We start from the raw sequence: 16222 nt of genomic DNA on the forward strand, positions 1-16222 counted from the left end.
CTACAGGGCCGGGGCCTCCTGGTAATCGCCCTCCGGTGCCTGCTCAGCCGGGGCATCCGCGGCCGGCGCGTCGGCGGGGGCCTGGTCCCCGGGCACGGTCGGCGCGGCGCCGGCGGTGCACATTGGCGGCACCTGCTCCGGCGGCAGCGTATTCGTCACCAGGGTGCAGGCCCACTCCTGGGACAGCTTCCACTGCCCGTCCTCGAAGACGAACTCCACGTCCTCCGCCTGCTGCGCGGACTGCTGCTCCGGCTGGGTGAAGTTCACGGTAGCCAGGACCGTGTTCGGCCCGTAGCCCGGCAGGATGGGGTCCACGACCTGGAAGTTTGCCCCGGACTGCTGTTGGGACTGCGCCATGACATCGAAAAGCTCGGGCACCGTGTCGCCGCCCTGGACGGTGTTGACGCGCTCGCCGATCGGCAGGGCGGAGTCGGTCGCGCGGGTCAGCACGGCGTTGAGTTCCTCGGCGGTCGGCAGCTCGGCCACCGGGGCGGCCTGCTGGGCGGAGGTCTGCTCGTTGCTGGCGGACCCGCTGGTGTCCGCGCCGGACTCGCCATCATCGGAGCAGGCGGCGAGGCCCGCAGTCAGCCCGAGTGCGGCAACGGCGACGATGAGTTTGTGTGCGTTCACTGATTCTCCTTGCGGCAGCATTTGCTTCGTAGGTTCTCGTTTGCACTTTATTCCACTCAGCGTATCGCCCCGGTATCACCACACCAACAACATCATCTGGCACGCTAGGACTCATGGAACACTTCGTCCTCGTCATCTCCACCGGCGGCACCATCGCCTCCACCACCGACGCCACCGGCGCGCGCGTCCCCACCCTGACCTGCGAGGAGCTCGTCTCCCGCAGCGGCACCACCGAGCCAGTGCGCACCTACGACGCCGCGAGCCTGGATTCCTCCTCAGTCACCCTCGCCGAGGTCGATACCTTGAGGTCGCTCGTGCGCAAAGCGCTTGACGACGCCTCCGTCACCGGAATCGTCATCACCCACGGCACCGACTCCATGGCCGATACCGCGCTCGCGCTCGACCTCGTCCACGACGACCCCCGCCCCGTCGTGCTCACCGGCGCGCAGCGCCCCGCCGACGCCGACGCGCCCAGATCCCGCAGCCGTGCCACATCCTCCGGCCCCCGCACCCCGCCCGCGGCGATGAACGGCGCACCGAAGTCCGCCACCTCTTCGACGATGGTGTCCAGGTAGCGGGTGTCCGGAACCTCCAGCGGCGACCAGGTGCTGCGGTGCCCGCCCGCCTCTGGGCCCTGCACGATGACGCCGTCGGCGTTCCATGACTCGCCCATCGCTTCCCACGCATCCTCGATGCGGGTCACGGTCACCCACGCCTCCGAACCGACGGAGTGCAACCGCTCCACGTGCTCCGGGTCCAGCGGCCCGAAGGTGCTGCTCACAATGGGTGGCGCGGCCTCCAGGACGAGCTCGAACTTTTCTTCAAAGCCCCCGGTGACATCCACGTTCGGGACGTCGGTGCCGAGTTCGGAGGCGATGAGTTCGACGTCGATAAGCGAAGGCTCGACCTGCGGTACGAAGAGGTTCACGCCAAACGGCGGTGTGCACTGGCCGAGCCACGTGCGAGCCTGCTCGACGGTGCAGGTGCCGAGCGCGAGAAAGCCGAAGCTGACCGCGTTGACCAGCGCCGGCGTGGTTGGTCCGCCCGCCATCGGTGCGGCGACGATGCGTGGTAGGTCCATGGTTATGCTTGTCCCCGTGTTCGATTTTCTGAAGCGACTGACATCCCAGCCACCGGCCAGCCCCCACACCGAGTGGCTCGTGGTGGGGCTGGGAAACCCCGGCCCCGAATATGAGACCACGAAGCACAACGCCGGTTTCCTGGCCGTAGACCAGTGTGCCAAAGATTTGCGCCCCGCGCCGAAGTGCCGCGCACTCGTGCAGCACATTGACGACGTCACGTTTGCCAAGCCCACCACCTTCATGAACCTGTCGGGCGAGTCCGTCTCAGCGTTCGGCGTGCGGCCGGAGCGGATCGTCGTGATCCACGACGAGCTGGACCTCCCGGCGGGGAAAGTACGCGTGAAGCTGGGCGGCAACGAGAATGGGCACAACGGGCTCAAGTCCATCACAGAGCACCTGGGCACCCGCGACTACGTGCGCGTCCGCGTCGGCATTGGCCGCCCGCCGAAGGGGACGCCCGTGCCGGACTGGGTGCTCGGCCCGCTCTCCGGGAACGAGGCGATCGAGACGGCCGCGGAAGCCGCGCGCCTCGTCTGCGCCCGCGGGCTCGCCGCGGCTCAGAACGAGATCCACGGGCGCTAGATTAGGACAGCGCCTGCTCGAGGTCGTTGAGCACGTTCTCCAGGGACTGGTTCTTCTGCTCACGGGGCGCGAAGGCGCCGTCGGCGAAGTCCTCGAACAGGGAGAGCGCGACCTGGTTGCGGACGCCGAACATGGAGAAGTTCGCAACGATCTGGCGCCAGTGCTCCACCGCGCGAAGGCCGTTATCAGCGCCGTAGGACACGAACGCGACGGGCTTCCCGGCCCACTCGGCGCCCAGCACGTCGAAGGCGTTCTTCATCGCGCCCGGCACGGAGTGGTTGTACTCCGGGGTGACAAAGATGAAGGCGTCGCAAGCGTCGACCGCCTTGGACCACGCGGTGGTGGCCTCGTCCTCGTACTGCTTGTTTGCGGCGCCCGGCACCATTTCCGCGTCGAGCAGCGGAACGTTGAACTCGGACAGGTCGAGCAGCTCGTACTCGAAGCCGTCGCGCTTCTCAGCTGCGTCCGAGACCCAGCGGGCGACGGCCTCGCCGGCGCGTCCCTTGCGGATGGAGCCGAGGAAGATTCCGATCTTCATAGATACAACCCTTTTGTTGATTCGTCTACAATTTCGCCCCTTTACTCTACACCGCTCCCCGCAACATTGTCAGCCGAATCAGTGCTGCGAGAAGTGCTCCAGGTCACGCGGGCTGCCCGCCGCCACGATGCGGTCCGACGGCGTGAGCTGGGTGCCGTCGGTAAGCGGTGCCCACCCCTCATCCCGCTTCACCGAGACGAGCTGGACATGCTGGCTCCTCCACACCTCACCCAAGTCGAGCGGGCGCCCCGTCACGCACGCGGGCGCCGCCATCTTTGTCACGCCGTAGTTGGTGGAGATCTCCGCGAAGTCCTGGAAGTGCCCACCCAACAGGTGGGCCACGCGCCTGCCCGTGTCGCGCTCCGGGCGAATCACGTGGTTGGCCCCGATCTGGTGCAGGATGCGCGCGTGCGCCTCCGAGTCCGCCTTCGCCCAGATGTCCTGCACCCCCAGCTCGACGAGGTTGGACGTGGTCAGGATGGAGTCCTCCAAGTGGGAGCCGATGGAGACGACAACGCGCTCGACATCCTCGATCCCCAGTTGCCGCATCGCCTCCGGGTCCGTGGTGTCCGCGGCGAGCGCCTCGGTGAGGTACGGCGCCCGCTCGCGGACAATCTTCTCGCTGGAGTCCACGCCGAGCACCTCCACCCCGTTCGCCATGAGTTCGGTGGCCAAGGCGGTGCCGAATCTGCCGAGCCCGATGACTACGACGGGCGGAATGTCAATCGTCGCGCGGGAAAATAACTTAGCCAATGAACGGCCTTTCTTCGGGGTAGCTAAAGCGCCTATCGAGCATCTTCGCCGACAGCGCCGCCACCAGGGTGGTCGGGCCTACGCGGCCCAGGTACATGATGAAGCAGAGCACGATTTGCGACGCCGACGACAACCCCGCCGTGATGCCGGTGGAAAGCCCCGACGTTGCAAATGCGGAGATGACCTCGAAGGACACCTGGTCACCGGTGAACTGCGGGTCGAAGACACGCAGGGCCGCCACGCCAAGAGTGACCACCATGACGCCCGCGAAGCTCAGCGCGAGCGCCTGCCTGGTCACCGAGTGCGGCAGGCTCCGGTGCCCGATCGTCGTTTTTTCGCGACCGGTGAACTCGGCCGCCATCGCCGCCAGCAGCACGCACGCGGTGGTCACCTTGATGCCGCCCGCTGTGCCAGCCGAGCCTCCGCCGAGAAACATGAGGACGTCGGTGCCCATCAGCGTGATCGGGTGCGCCTGCCCATAATCAAAGGCGTTAAAGCCCGCAGTCCTCGGCGACGCGCTGGCAAAGAAGGCATTGAGCAGCTTCACCCCCACCGGCATGGGTGCAAGCACGCCGGTCCATTCCGTCGTCGCGACGAACACGGTGCCGGCGACAAGCAGGAACGCCGTCGCAGCCAGCGTCATGCGGGCGGTAATGGAGATGCGGTGGACGGCGTTGGACTTCCGGCGCACCAGTCGCACCAGTTCCGCCCACACTGGGAACCCGAGGCCACCTCCGATCAGCGCGGCGGCTAGCGGCATGAGGATCCAGGCATCGGACGCAAAGGACACGAGGTTGTCGCTGTGGGTGCTAAACCCGGCGTTGTTAAACGCGGAGACGGCGTGGAAGACGCCCTCCCAGGCGGCGCGGCGGAACGAGTACCCGTAGCCCACCATGAGCCGCGCGCCGACGATCACCGCGATGGTGGCCTCGGCGATCGCCGTGAACCCAAAGGTGAAGATGAGGGTCCGGCGGATGCCTCCGGCAGTGATGGGGCGCCCCTCGTAGGCACCGGTCTTGCGCGCCTTCAAGCTGATCCGCCCGGTGAGCAACAGCCCGGACAGCGAGGCAAGCGACATGATTCCCAGCCCGCCGAGCTGGATGAGCAGCAGGATAACGGCCTGTCCGGCAGGGCTCCAGAAGGTGCCGGTGTCCTCGACGACCAGGCCGGTCAGGGAGACCGCGGATGTCGCAGTAAAAAGCGCAGCCAGGAACGAGGCGTGTTCCGCCCCCGACTCTGCGAATGGGAGCATGAGCAACCCCGTGCCGCTCAGAATGAGCAGCAGGAACCCGATCGCGGTCAGCCGTGCTGGCCCGAGCGATCGCAAGAAAAGCAAGCGCTTCACAAAGGTGAAGTATAGGCCCAATCGATTCCTCCGCACCAACCCTTGGCGGCTACACTCTGCGGCATGAGTTCTCTCACTTCCGAGGCCAAGCGCCGCCGCACCTTCGCCGTCATCGCCCACCCCGACGCCGGTAAGTCCACGCTTACCGAGGCGCTGGCGCTGCACGCGCACATCATCTCGGAAGCGGGCGCCGTCCACGGTAAGGGCAACCGCAAGTCCACCGTGTCCGACTGGATGGATATGGAGAAGGACCGCGGCATTTCGGTCGCCTCCTCCGCGCTCCAGTTCGAGTACGCGCCGGAGGGGCACGAGGGCGAGCCCTACGTGATCAACCTGGTGGATACCCCGGGCCACGCCGACTTCTCCGAGGACACCTACCGCGTCCTCTCCGCCGTCGATGCGGCAGTCATGCTTATCGACGCAGCCAAGGGCCTCGAGCCGCAAACCCTGAAGCTCTTCCGCGTCTGCAAGGCCCGCGGCCTGCCAATCGTCACCGTGGTGAACAAGTGGGACCGTATCGGCCGCGAGCCCCTCGAGCTTGTCGACGAGATCGTGAACGAAATCGACCTGCAGCCCACTCCCCTCTACTGGCCGGTCGGGGAAGCCGGTGATTTCCGCGGCCTCGCCCACATCAGCGACGACGGCGAGGCCGACGAGTACGTCCACTTCATCCGCACCGCCGGCGGTTCCACCATCGCGCCCGAGGAGCACTACGCCCCGGACGACGCCTCCGGCAAGGAGGGCGAGGTGTGGGACACCGCGGTGGAAGAGGTCGAGCTGCTCGCCGCGGACGGCGCCCTGCACAACCAGGAGCTGTTCGAGCAGTGCATCACCTCCCCGATCATCTTCGCCTCCGCGATGCTGAACTTCGGCGTCCACCAGATCCTGGACACCTTGTGCGCGATCGCGCCCGCCCCGCGCCCGAAGGAGGAGCGCGACCTCGACGGCGACTTCTCCGGCATCGTCTTCAAGGTGCAGGCGGGCATGGACCGCAACCACCGAGACACGCTGGCGTTCATGCGCGTGGTCTCCGGCGAGTTCGACCGCGGCATGCAGGTCACGCACGCTCAATCCGGCCGCACCTTCTCCACCAAATACGCCCTGACCGTGTTCGGCCGCAACCGCGACACGGTGGAGACCGCCTACCCGGGCGACATCATCGGCCTTGTGAATGCGGGCTCACTGGCCCCGGGCGACACCATCTTCACCGGTAAGAACGTGCAGTACCCGCCGATGCCGCAGTTCGCGCCCGAACACTTCCGCACGCTCCGGGCGAAGTCGCTGGGCAAGTACAAGCAGTTCCGCAAGGCACTCGATCAGCTGGACGCTGAGGGCGTCGTCCAGATTCTGCGCAACGACCTGCGCGGCGACGCCGCCCCGGTGATGGCGGCCGTGGGCCCCATGCAGTTCGAGGTCATGCAGGCGCGCATGGAGGTGGAGTACAACGTGGAGACCGTCACCGAGCCGGTTCCCTACTCCGTGGCGCGCCGCACCGACGCGGAGTCCGCCGACGAGTTGGGCCGCCAGCGTGGCGTGGAGATCTTCACGCGCACGGACGGCGAAATTATCGCCCTGTTCGGCGACAAATGGAAGCTGGCCTTCGTGGAGAAGGAGCACCCCGAGCTGACGATCGAGCCGCTTATCGCAGACTAGGCGCCGGAGCGGCGAGGAACTCGACCCACCGTTCCCACTCGCGTTCGAGCTGCGCCTGGCCGGCAGCGAAGTTGCGATGCAGCTTGCTGGGGCGGCGCTCGATCGACTCGGCCTGCATGTTGTCGGGGAAGAAGACCAGCGCATCGCCTGCCCGCTCGGCGGCGAGAATCTTCCGCTTGGCGGCATTGTAGCGCCCGGCACGCACGTGCAGCGCGTTGCCGATCTCCGGGTAGCGGCGGAACATGCCCCGCACGGCCGCAGGCTGGACCAGCGGTTTCTTCCAGTAATCGCGGGGGCGGGTGGCTAAGACGACGAAGCGCGTGAAGCCGGCCCGGCGCGCGGCGTCGATGAGTAGGCCCCCGGAGGTGCCGAGGGCGCCGTCGACGTAGGGTGCGGCGTCGATAAGCGTAATGGGCATGACTTTGGGCACTGTCGACGACGCGCGGGCCGCCCTGGCGACGAGCGACGGGTCGCGCAAGAAGTCGTCCCTCCCCCAACTGACGGTGTCACCGGTATCCGCGCGCATCGCCTCCACGTGCACCTGAGTGGAGGACGCGGCGAAGGTGGCGAAGTCGAACGGAAGGAGTTGTTCCGCCTGCCCGTAGAGGAACTCGGAATTGAAGTACCCCTTGCCGCGCGCCAGTTTGAGCACACCGCCGAAGTGCGGGTGCGAGGCCAGCTCGGTAAACGCGGCGCGGGCGCGGCGCACGTCCGCCGACGCGTAGTTCAGCGCGTGTACGGCGCCCGCGGAGACGCCGCCGACCCAGCCGAACTTCACCTGCTCGATGAGACGAACGATGGCGGGTGCGGTGTACGAGTTGCGCATCCCGCCGCCTTCAACAATCAGGGCCACGTCTTGCGCATCAATCATGCGCCAAAGTTTAGGGCCGGATTAGGAATCCCGCTGGGTGAGGAACTCGCGCATCGCGGGCCACTCGCGCGCCAGCTGCTCCTGGCCGGCTGCGTAGTTGGCTTTCAGCTTGTCCACGTTCAGCTCGGTCGACTCCACCCCCATGTGCTCGGGGTAGAACACGTACGCGTCGCCCGCCGCCTCCAGGCGTTTCACCTCGGCGCGCGCCGCGTTGTAGATGCCGGGGCGTGCGACCATTGCGTCGACGACGTTGGGGGTCTTGCGCAGGATGCGTCGTAAAGCGCGCTGCCGCTTCTCCGGCGGCTTGATGTAGTCGCGCGGGCGGGTGAGCACGACGAGAAAGCGGGAGTAGCCGGCGTCCTTCGCCGCTTGGATGAGGATGCCGCCCGAGGTCCCCAGCGCGCCGTCGACGTAGGGCACACCGTCGACCTCGCGCATCTTCATCACGAGCGGCAGTGTCGACGAGGTGCGTGCTGCGATATTGATCTGTTCGATGGTCTGCATGTCCTCGCGGTTGTATACCACGGTCTCTCCCGTATCCGCACGGACGGCCTCGAGGTGCACCTCTTCCTCCGTGCGAAGGAACGTCTCCATGTCGAACGGCAGTTGGTCCGCGTAGCCCTCGTAGATGAACTCGCCGTTGAGCAGGCCCTTGCCGCGGACCATGGTGCGCCAGCCGCCGAACTCGGGGTTGCCCACGAAGTCGGTGAAGGATTTCTCTGACCGGTACGCGTCGCGCGAGGCGAAGTTGAGCGCGTGGCTCGCACCAGCGGAAATGCCGCCAACCCAGCCGAACTGCACGTGCTCCGCGATGAGCTTCTCCACCACCGGGGCCGTGTAGGAGTTTCTGGTGCCTCCGCCTTCGAAGATGACGGCGACGTCGCGGGCGTCAATTTCCGGCTCAACAGTCATGTGCTTCATCCTAAACGTTTTCGTATCGGCGCCCCAAGGTATCACCTTGCGCACTGCGTGCAAGTTTGCATACGCTGTGCAGCATGTCGAATTTCCTGTACAAGCTAGGCAGCTGGTCATACCGAAAAGTATGGCCGTTCCTGGCCTTTTGGATAGTTGTCCTCATCGGCGCCGGGGTGCTCGCCTCCAACTTTGCCAAGGCGCCCAACCCCTCGTTCTCCATGCCGGACATGGATTCCACCATCACGCAGGAGGAGATGAGCCAGCGCTTTGGCACTGACGCGGATCTCACGAGCGCGCCCACCGGCACCGTGGTGATCCAGGCGGAGGGCGATCACACTCTCGCCGATCAGGACGTGATGGCAAAGGTGGACGAGATGCTCGGTGAGCTGAAGTCCTCCGACGCACTCGCCGATACCGACGCCATCGTGAACCCGGTGCTCGCCGCAGGCGGGATGCAGCAGCAGCTGACCGAGGCGAAGACAGCACAGGGCGTCCCGCCGGAACAGATTGCAAAGGACCTCGCGCAGCTCTCCCCCGTCAGCCCCGACCAAAAGACCGGCACCGTGGACGTCACCTTTGACGCCGAGGCGGTCATGGACATCTCGACTGAGCAGCGCAGCGAGATCACCGACGTGCTGGACAAGTACGACGGCTCCGAACTGCTCAACGTGCAGTACAACGGCATGGCGTTCCAGTCGCAGGAAATGAACATGACCTCCGAGCTGATCGGCCTGGCCGTGGCAGCGGTTGTCCTGCTCATCACGTTCGGCTCCTTCGTCGCCGCCGGCATGCCGCTGCTCTCCGCCGTGATCGGCGTGGGCGTCGGCCTGCTCGGCGTCCAGCTGGCCACGCTGTTTACCGACACGATCTCGGACATGACGCCGATGCTGGCCTCCATGATCGGCCTGGCCGTGGGCATCGACTACGCGCTGTTCATCGTGGCGCGCTTCCGCAACGAGCTCATCAACGGTGCCGGCCTCAACGACCTCACGCCGAAGGAACTAGCGCAGGCGCTGCGCACCATGGACAAGGGCACGCGCGCCCACGCCATGGGCATGGCCCTGGGCACGGCGGGCGGCTCCGTGGTGTTCGCGGGCTTCACCGTGCTCATCGCGCTCGCCGCGCTGTCCATCATCGGCATCCCGTTCCTGTCCACCATGGCGTACGCCGCCGCCGCGACGGTCGCACTCGCTGTGCTGGTGTCCACCACCTTCCTGCCGGCGATGCTGGGCCTTTTGGGCACCCGCGTCTTTGCGGGCCGCGTCCCGGGGCCGAAGGTGCCGGACCCGGAGGACGAAAAGCCGACGATGGGCCTGAAGTGGGCCCGCATCATCCGCAAGCGCCCGTGGGTCATGCTGCTGGCGTCGGTCGCCCTGCTGGGCATCCTGGCCATCCCCGCCGCGGGTCTCCGGTTGGCCATGCCGACCGACGGCACGGCGTCACCAGGCACCCCGGCCCGAGAGGCGTACGAGATGACCTCGGACGCCTTCGGCCCCGGCCGCAACGCCCCCATGATTGCGTTCGTTGACGTGGCCAACGTCGCCGAGCAGGATCGCGCCGCCGCGTTCCAGGACGCGCTGACCGCCTTCAACGAGACCGAAGGTGTCGAGAACGCGCAGATCGTGCAGACCACCGACACCATGGACGCCGCGCAGGTCCTCATCACTCCGACCACGGGCGCGACCGACCCGGCGACCACGGAGACGCTCGAGCGGCTGCGCGACTACCAGTCCGAATTCGCCGGCAGCACCAGCGGCGAGTTCGGCATCACCGGTGTCACCCCGATTTTCGACGACATCTCGCAGCGCCTCCAGGACGTGCTGCTCCCCTACATCGCTATCGTCATCGGGCTTGCGTTCATCGTGCTCATGCTCGTGTTCCGCTCCCTGTGGGTCCCGCTCATCGCCGCGCTCGGCTTCGCGCTCTCCATGGCCGCGACCTTCGGCATCACCGTGGCGATCTTCCAGGACGGCATGTTCGGCATCATTTCCGACCCGCAACCGCTGCTGTCGTTCCTGCCCATCATGCTCATCGGCCTCACGTTCGGCCTGGCCATGGACTACCAGGTCTTCCTGGTCACGCGCATGCGCGAGGGCTTCGTCTCGCGCGGCAAGACCGCCGGCAACGCCACCGCCAACGGCTTCAAGCACGGCGCGCGCGTGGTCACCGCCGCCGCCCTGATCATGATTTCCGTGTTCGCCGCCTTCATGCTTATCGACGAGCCCTTCATCAAGGCCATGGGCTTCGCGCTCGCCGTGGGCGTGCTTATCGACGCCTTCGTGGTCCGCATGACCATCATCCCGGCCACCATGTACCTGCTGGATGATCGCGCGTGGAAGCTGCCCAACTGGCTGGACAAGGTGTTGCCCAACCTGGACATTGAGGGCGAGCACCTGCAGCAAACGGTGGAACACCATGAACCTGCGCGAGTCTAAGAAACAGGCAACCCGCGAGGTGATTTCCGACGCCGCGGCGCACATCCTGCTGCACCAGGGGTCAGAGAAGCTCACCGTCGCCCGGGTCGCCGCCGCCGCGGAAGTGTCCCCACGCACGTTCCACAACTACTTCGCGGACCTGGACGCCGCCCTGCTGGTCTTTGTGGAACGCACCTTTGCGGAGATCGGCGAGGATATTCGCCGCCTCCCGCCCGAGCTCGGGCTCACCGAGGCGTTCGAACAGATCTGCGTGGACGCGCTCACCGGCGACGGGGGTCAAGCTGCACTCGGCGTCGACCCTGCTGCTCATCTCGGACCGGCTTGAGCTGATTCGTGGCTCCGCCTGCCCGAACGACGACCGCGAGCGCATCCTGGATCCGGTGGTCAGCGCACTACAGGAGCGCGCACCCCGGCTGGGCCCCTTCGAGGTCCTCGTGCTACTCAGCGCCTACGGGTCCGCCGCGGGTGTGGCATTCAAGCGGCACCTCCGCACGCCGAGCGACGACAGCCAGGCCCTCCTTCACAAGGCGTTCGCCGCCGTGCGCGCGAGCCGCTAGTTCCGCGCGTTTTTCACCTCGCGCGCTGTCCGCGCGATCCACCGCTCCAGCTGCAGGCGCCACCGGGCGCCCTCGCTGGAGCGTGGCCGGGCCTGGATGTTCCGCTCGGAGTCGTACCCCACCTGGAGCTCCTTCGCGCGGAGGACTTCGGCGTCCACCTTCACGCCCTCCAGCAGCACGATGTTCATCACCCACACGAGCGCCAGCACCGCGATCACGGTCCCGAACGCCCCGTACGCGGATCGCACGCCGAACGTGGACATGTAGAGCCCGAACCCCCACCACAACCAGAAGCCGACGAACAGGGCTAACGACGACCCCACCGTCAGCAACCTGAACCGCCCCGGCCTCACATTTGGCGTGAAGTAGTACAACAGCGACAGCAGGATCATCGCCATCAGCACGATCACTGGCGTCCGCACATACACCCACACCGGCAGGAACTTCTCCGTGAGGTAGGTCAGCACATTCTCCACACCGAGCGGCCGCGCCACCGGCCCAAGCACGCTGTGCACGATGCCGTCCGTGAGCAGCGTCCCGATCAGGATCGCCAGCCCACCGACGACGAGCATCAGCGTGATCAGCCACATGGTCACCCAAGTGACCACCACGTTTCGCCCTTCCGAGCGCCCATAGACCAGGTTGGCGTTGCGCGAAAAACTCCGCACGTACGCCGACGCAGATAGCAGCGAGATCAGCAGCGAGACGATCAACGCCACAGTGCTTTGCGACGGAGTGCCCACAATCGTCTCCATCAGATCCATCGCCTCTCCGCGCAGGGCCTCCGGCACGTACACCTCAACCAGCCCGTCCAGGAGCTGATCGACCGTCCCCGGGTCGCGCCCGAGTAGCAAGGTCGCGATGGCGTACGCCGAGACCAGCATGGGCGCGAGGGACAGCACCGTGTAGTAGGTCAGCGTGGCGCCTCGATCCACCATGGCGTCCGTGGAAAAGTCTGCAAACAGCCGCTTGAGCACGAGCGTCCAACCGGCCTTGCCCAGCCGGTTCCTGCGACCGAGGGGATTGGGCATCGTGTCTTCCGACGGAGGAAACTCCGGTTCGCCGATGCCGTAGGGCAACACGAAGTCGACGCGTCGCGACGCAATCTCAGGGCCCTTTTCGGCATCTTCCATAGTGCCAGCGTAACGGTTTTCTGCACGTTGACCTTGTCCTGACACGGTAAAAACCAGCGCGCTTCCAGGGCAGCATTTTATGTTCGCACGGACATTCTTTGCGCCTATGTTCGAACGGCAATTGTGCACCACATCTGCATAGTTTAGAACGCACATTCTATTTTTGCCACCGATCTTCGAACCAGTGTTGGGTGCGACGTTTATAGTGCAAGGCATGAACGCTCAACAAGCCCCACCTCGCCCCTACTTCCGAATAGACAGACCCCACGACAGCGATGCGCACCTTGGCCGCAGCCTCCGTGAATCGGAGCACGCACTGTACTCGCGCTTCAGCGACGACGGCGTGGGCATCGAAGACTTCGACGTGGTCGTCGATAAGCTTGCTCAGGCCACGGGCTACTCCCGCACCGCCATCCGCTCCGCGGTGCTGTCATATCACCGGCTGACGGATCTGCCGCGGCTGCGTGCGCTGCACAACGAGCAAAAGCTGCTCACGCTGGGGCATCTGACCGCGATCCGGCGGAAGCTGGAGGAGCTCGGTCCCGACGCCGACGCGGAGATCCTCGCCGGTATCGACGACTTCCTGGTCGAACAGTTCACGCCCACCCGGCAGAGCCAGCCGTTCCCCGACCCCGCGGCCGTCACGCGAAAGTTGCGGGCTCACATCCGGCGCATCGACCCGGCTCTGGGCTACAACCCGAAGAAGCGGAAGGAGCGCGAGGCCCGCCGGGACCACGGAGCCGAGTTCTTCCTCGAGGACTTCGGTGGGATAACAAAGGGCATGATGAACCTGACCACGGACACCGCGACACTGGCCGCCGTGCGCGCGTTCGTGCAGCAATGCGGGTTGGAGCACAAGCTGTCTTCGCACGACACCGTGGTGAAACTGCTCACCGGCGAGATCACGCCGGCAGCGAAGGCGCGAATCCAGGTATACGCGCCGAAGGGGCGCGAGGCGGGGCAGCCAGTGTTCATCCCGGGCTTCGGCTGGACTGAGCCTGACGCCACGGTCGCGTTCGACGAGATGTGCGCGCAGACCCCGCCCTCCGTCGCCGACTTGGACGGCGTTCGCGAAAACACGACACCCAGCTACGTGCCGACGGCAGACATGCGGGCGCTCGTGGAGGCTCGCGACGGCACGTGCATCTACCCCGGCTGCAACCACCCCGCGGAGCAGTGCCAGTTGGACCACCGCATCCCGTTCGCTGAGGGAGGGGAAACACGCGTGGATAACCTTCACTGCCTCTGCCAGAAGCACCATAACCTCAAGACCGACCGACGCGCCTTCTACGTCGTCGACCCCGCAACCGGGGATGCGATCTGGCTGTACGAGGACGGCACATTTGAGGTTTCGGAGCCTTCCGGGCTGCTGACCGCTCAGTTGGGTGCTGAGGATCCGCGGTGGAGGGCGTCGATAAGCGAAGTTAAGCGCAGGCGCGAACGGGCCGCGGAGTTTCATGCGCGCGGACACGCGATTATGGACCAATACGAGAAAGATCAGGACATCATCGAGTGTGAATTCGCGCTGGACCAGCTCGAAGAACAGTTTGACATGCGCTTTCCGTTCCACCCGGAACCGGAATGGTGGATGGGGCTCACACCACCGGTGGATGCACCATTTCCCGACTATGAATGGGAGGACAACCCGGACAACCTGCGCTTTGACGACGCCAACATTCCGCTCCCGGAGGCCGGTTAGACTCGCACCATGGCATTTCTTGAGCGAATCCGCGCACTGTTCGCGGGCGACCCCACCCTGCCACTCGTGGAGTACCCGGAGGAATTTGAGCGATTCGAGGTCACGCACCTGCACGTTCACACCGCGAACCTGTCCCCCGACACCGACGAAAAGATGGTGATCATCACGACAACGCCCGCCGCGCTCCCCGCTCTTCAGGAGGCGAACGGTCCGGTGCAACTTGTCGCAAAAAACGAACGTCCCGTGACGTTCGTCCCGATGGACAAGCAAGCAGACCCGCTGCTCGACCCGAACCTCGGATGGCTCATTCCAGTGACCGAGGCAACCGGTCGTGAAATTGCGACCATGCAACAAGGCCCCGGCGCGCACGAGCTGGACTCGCTGCACCTGGGGCTTGTGCTGGAGGGCGACTAGGCGGCTACACCAGCCCCATCCACTTCCAGTACGTCGCGGAAAGGAGCAAGATCAACAGGTACGCCACGATGGTCAGCGGGATGCCCGCCCGGAGGAACTGCTTCGTGGTGAACGCGCCCGTGCCGTAGGCCAGCATGTTCTGCGGGGCGGAGATGGGCAGCAAGAACCCGAAGCAGATGACAAACTGCTGGATGATGACGAAGCCGATGCCGCCATTCGGCACGTCGAGCGTCGCAGCGAGCGCGATGAACACCGGGATCAGGGCGGAGGCGAGCGACGTCGCCGACGCGAATCCCAGGTGAATGATGATGTTGAACAGGGACACGATCGCGATCGTGGCAAGGATCGGCATCGAGGAAATGCCCAGCGCGCCAAACGTCTGCTCCGAAAGCCAGGTCGCCGCGCCCGTTTTCAGGAGGAACGAGCCGAGCGAGATGCCCACCGCGAACACGATCAGCGTGCCCCAGTTGATGTGGTTCTGCGCGTACTTGAAGTCCATCACCCCGATGCCCGGTAGGAGCATCACGCCGATCGCCACGAGCGTGATCGTGGACGAGTTGATGGGGTGCAGCAACCCCTCGGTCGCCCAGAAGAGAAGCAGGACCACGGCGATCGCAGTCAGGCGCTTCTCTGCGCCAGTCATCGGCCCCATCTCGTCCAGCTGCTGCTGCACCAGTTCGCGCCCTCCCTCAATGCGATCCACCTCGGGTTTCATGACTGCGAGCATAATGAAGTACAGCGCAATCGACATCAGCACCGCCCATGGCGCGGCCCACAGGAACCACTTGCCCCAGGACACGGTCTGACCCATCTGGTCCTCAATGAAACCGATGGCCACAAGGTTTTGCGCCGCAGCAGTCTTAATACCGACGTTCCAGATCGACACCGCTTGCACCGCAGTAATTACCAGCAGCGCCGACAGTTTCGAATCCACCGTCATGCCGAACGCGGCCACCATGCCCAGGAGGATCGGCACCACGGCGCCCGCGCGAGCGGTTGCGGACGGCACGAAGAACGCGAGGATGATAGAAATCACGATCGCGCCGGCGACAATGTGCGACGTCTTCTCGCCCGCAACTTTGAGCACGTTGAGCGCGATGCGCCGGTGCAGCCCCGTCGCCTGCATCGCCGTGGCCAGCGCCAACGCGGCCGCGACCAGCGCCACCGCGCCCGACGAGAAGCCCCCGAGCGCAATGCTCAGCGCCGGGCCCGTGCCGAAAATCTCGCCCGGATTTTCCGGATCGGGCGACAGCCCCACGAGCATGGCAATGAGTCCGATGATCAGCACCGAACTGACCGGGTAGCTCACCGCCTCGGTCACCCACATGATCACGGCAAACGCAAGCATTCCGAGTGCGATCTGTCCCTGCCACTCGATGCTGTCAATGGGAATCAGCAGCACCACGATGAGTGCGATAAACGCAAGGAAAAACGAAATGAGCTTTCCCTTGCTTATCGACGCCCCTTCGCCACCCCCTCCCTGCGTCACCGTTCCCGAATCCGCGTTTTGGTGCGGTTTTGCTGGTTGTGTTGCAGCCGATGTCACGAAGACCTCCCTACCGAAAGTGGTGCTATTACCAATTCTAGCCGGGGAAATTGGGCGCAACAAAAGAAT

16 protein-coding genes and 1 pseudogene are annotated in these 16222 nt (G+C 65.4%); 8 read left to right on the forward strand and 9 right to left on the reverse strand.

Annotated features, from left to right (window positions below):
* A complete protein-coding gene (locus CKJ84_RS03400) occupies positions 1-630 on the reverse strand; it encodes a hypothetical protein (RefSeq protein WP_095278033.1) in 630 nt (209 codons plus the stop codon).
* 113 nt (positions 631-743) lie between these two features.
* Between CKJ84_RS03400 and CKJ84_RS03405 the strand changes: the two genes are divergently transcribed.
* Entirely contained in the window at positions 744-1205 is a 462-nt protein-coding gene (locus CKJ84_RS03405; protein ID WP_095545943.1) for an asparaginase domain-containing protein, read from the forward strand.
* Here the strand turns inward: CKJ84_RS03405 and CKJ84_RS12435 are convergent.
* Positions 1151-1711: pseudogene (locus tag CKJ84_RS12435) on the reverse strand (nitronate monooxygenase); the annotation flags it as partial. The gene CKJ84_RS03405 and the pseudogene CKJ84_RS12435 overlap by 55 nt on opposite strands.
* 4 nt (positions 1712-1715) lie before the next feature.
* Between CKJ84_RS12435 and pth the strand changes: the two are divergent.
* Complete coding sequence (pth, locus tag CKJ84_RS03415; protein ID WP_095546394.1) at positions 1716-2294, forward strand: aminoacyl-tRNA hydrolase; 579 nt, start codon at positions 1716-1718, stop codon at positions 2292-2294.
* Position 2295: 1 nt separating this feature from the next.
* Here pth and CKJ84_RS03420 read toward each other — a convergent pair whose 3' ends face one another.
* From CKJ84_RS03420 to CKJ84_RS03430, 3 genes are all read right to left on the reverse strand, one after another.
* The gene (locus CKJ84_RS03420) at positions 2296-2832 is read right to left on the reverse strand and encodes an NADPH-dependent FMN reductase (RefSeq protein WP_095545945.1); all 537 of its coding nucleotides are present in this window, start codon (positions 2830-2832) and stop codon (positions 2296-2298) included.
* 78 nt (positions 2833-2910) lie between these two features.
* Complete coding sequence (locus CKJ84_RS03425; RefSeq protein WP_095545946.1) at positions 2911-3585, reverse strand: TrkA family potassium uptake protein; 675 nt, start codon at positions 3583-3585, stop codon at positions 2911-2913.
* Entirely contained in the window at positions 3578-4930 is a 1353-nt protein-coding gene (locus tag CKJ84_RS03430) for a TrkH family potassium uptake protein (RefSeq protein WP_095546395.1), read from the reverse strand. Before CKJ84_RS03430 ends, CKJ84_RS03425 begins: the two co-directional genes overlap by 8 nt.
* Positions 4931-4993: 63 nt before the next feature.
* Here CKJ84_RS03430 and CKJ84_RS03435 point away from each other — a divergent pair, with 63 nt between their 5' ends.
* Complete coding sequence (locus CKJ84_RS03435; RefSeq protein WP_095276900.1) at positions 4994-6583, forward strand: peptide chain release factor 3; 1590 nt, start codon at positions 4994-4996, stop codon at positions 6581-6583.
* Here CKJ84_RS03435 and CKJ84_RS03440 read toward each other — a convergent pair.
* Both CKJ84_RS03440 and CKJ84_RS03445 read right to left on the reverse strand, forming a co-directional pair.
* Positions 6570-7454, reverse strand: a complete 885-nt coding sequence (locus CKJ84_RS03440; RefSeq protein ID WP_095545947.1) for a patatin family protein — start codon at positions 7452-7454, stop codon at positions 6570-6572. The two genes, CKJ84_RS03435 and CKJ84_RS03440, sit on opposite strands and share 14 nt — an antisense overlap.
* Before the next feature lie 21 nt (positions 7455-7475).
* Positions 7476-8366 (reverse strand): patatin family protein, encoded by an 891-nt coding sequence (locus tag CKJ84_RS03445; RefSeq protein ID WP_095546396.1) that lies wholly within the window; start codon positions 8364-8366, stop codon positions 7476-7478.
* An 83-nt stretch (positions 8367-8449) separates the two neighbouring features.
* On the opposite strand from CKJ84_RS03445, the gene CKJ84_RS03450 reads away from it, so the two are divergent.
* Genes CKJ84_RS03450 through CKJ84_RS12185 form a run of 3 tightly spaced genes read left to right on the forward strand, consistent with a single transcriptional unit; the run spans position 8450 to position 11361 of the window.
* Positions 8450-10804, forward strand: coding sequence for an MMPL family transporter (locus tag CKJ84_RS03450; RefSeq protein ID WP_095545948.1), 2355 nt, complete (start codon positions 8450-8452; stop codon positions 10802-10804).
* The gene (locus CKJ84_RS03455) at positions 10785-11129 is read left to right on the forward strand and encodes a TetR/AcrR family transcriptional regulator (protein WP_095545949.1); all 345 of its coding nucleotides are present in this window, start codon (positions 10785-10787) and stop codon (positions 11127-11129) included. Before CKJ84_RS03450 ends, CKJ84_RS03455 begins: the two co-directional genes overlap by 20 nt.
* Positions 11130-11184: 55 nt before the next feature.
* A complete protein-coding gene (locus CKJ84_RS12185; protein ID WP_158221664.1) occupies positions 11185-11361 on the forward strand; it encodes a hypothetical protein in 177 nt (58 codons plus the stop codon).
* On the opposite strand, the gene CKJ84_RS03460 is transcribed toward CKJ84_RS12185, so the two are convergent.
* On the reverse strand, positions 11358-12494 hold the full coding sequence (locus CKJ84_RS03460) for a YihY/virulence factor BrkB family protein (protein ID WP_095545950.1): 1137 nt from the start codon (positions 12492-12494) through the stop codon (positions 11358-11360). The two genes, CKJ84_RS12185 and CKJ84_RS03460, sit on opposite strands and share 4 nt — an antisense overlap.
* A gap of 214 nt (positions 12495-12708) precedes the next feature.
* Between CKJ84_RS03460 and CKJ84_RS03465 the strand changes: the two genes are divergently transcribed.
* Together CKJ84_RS03465 and CKJ84_RS03470 are read left to right on the forward strand one after the other, a co-directional pair.
* The gene (locus CKJ84_RS03465) at positions 12709-14193 is read left to right on the forward strand and encodes an HNH endonuclease signature motif containing protein (protein WP_133065221.1); all 1485 of its coding nucleotides are present in this window, start codon (positions 12709-12711) and stop codon (positions 14191-14193) included.
* A gap of 9 nt (positions 14194-14202) precedes the next feature.
* Positions 14203-14607, forward strand: a complete 405-nt coding sequence (locus tag CKJ84_RS03470; protein WP_095276911.1) for a hypothetical protein — start codon at positions 14203-14205, stop codon at positions 14605-14607.
* A gap of 4 nt (positions 14608-14611) precedes the next feature.
* Here the strand turns inward: CKJ84_RS03470 and CKJ84_RS03475 are convergent, their stop codons facing one another.
* A complete protein-coding gene (locus tag CKJ84_RS03475; RefSeq protein WP_243389092.1) occupies positions 14612-16153 on the reverse strand; it encodes a DASS family sodium-coupled anion symporter in 1542 nt (513 codons plus the stop codon).
* Positions 16154-16222: the final 69 nt, after the last annotated feature.

The sequence above is a fragment of the Corynebacterium sp. NML 120412 genome (assembly GCF_002285155.1).
GTDB classification, from domain to species: domain Bacteria; phylum Actinomycetota; class Actinomycetes; order Mycobacteriales; family Mycobacteriaceae; genus Corynebacterium; species Corynebacterium gottingense.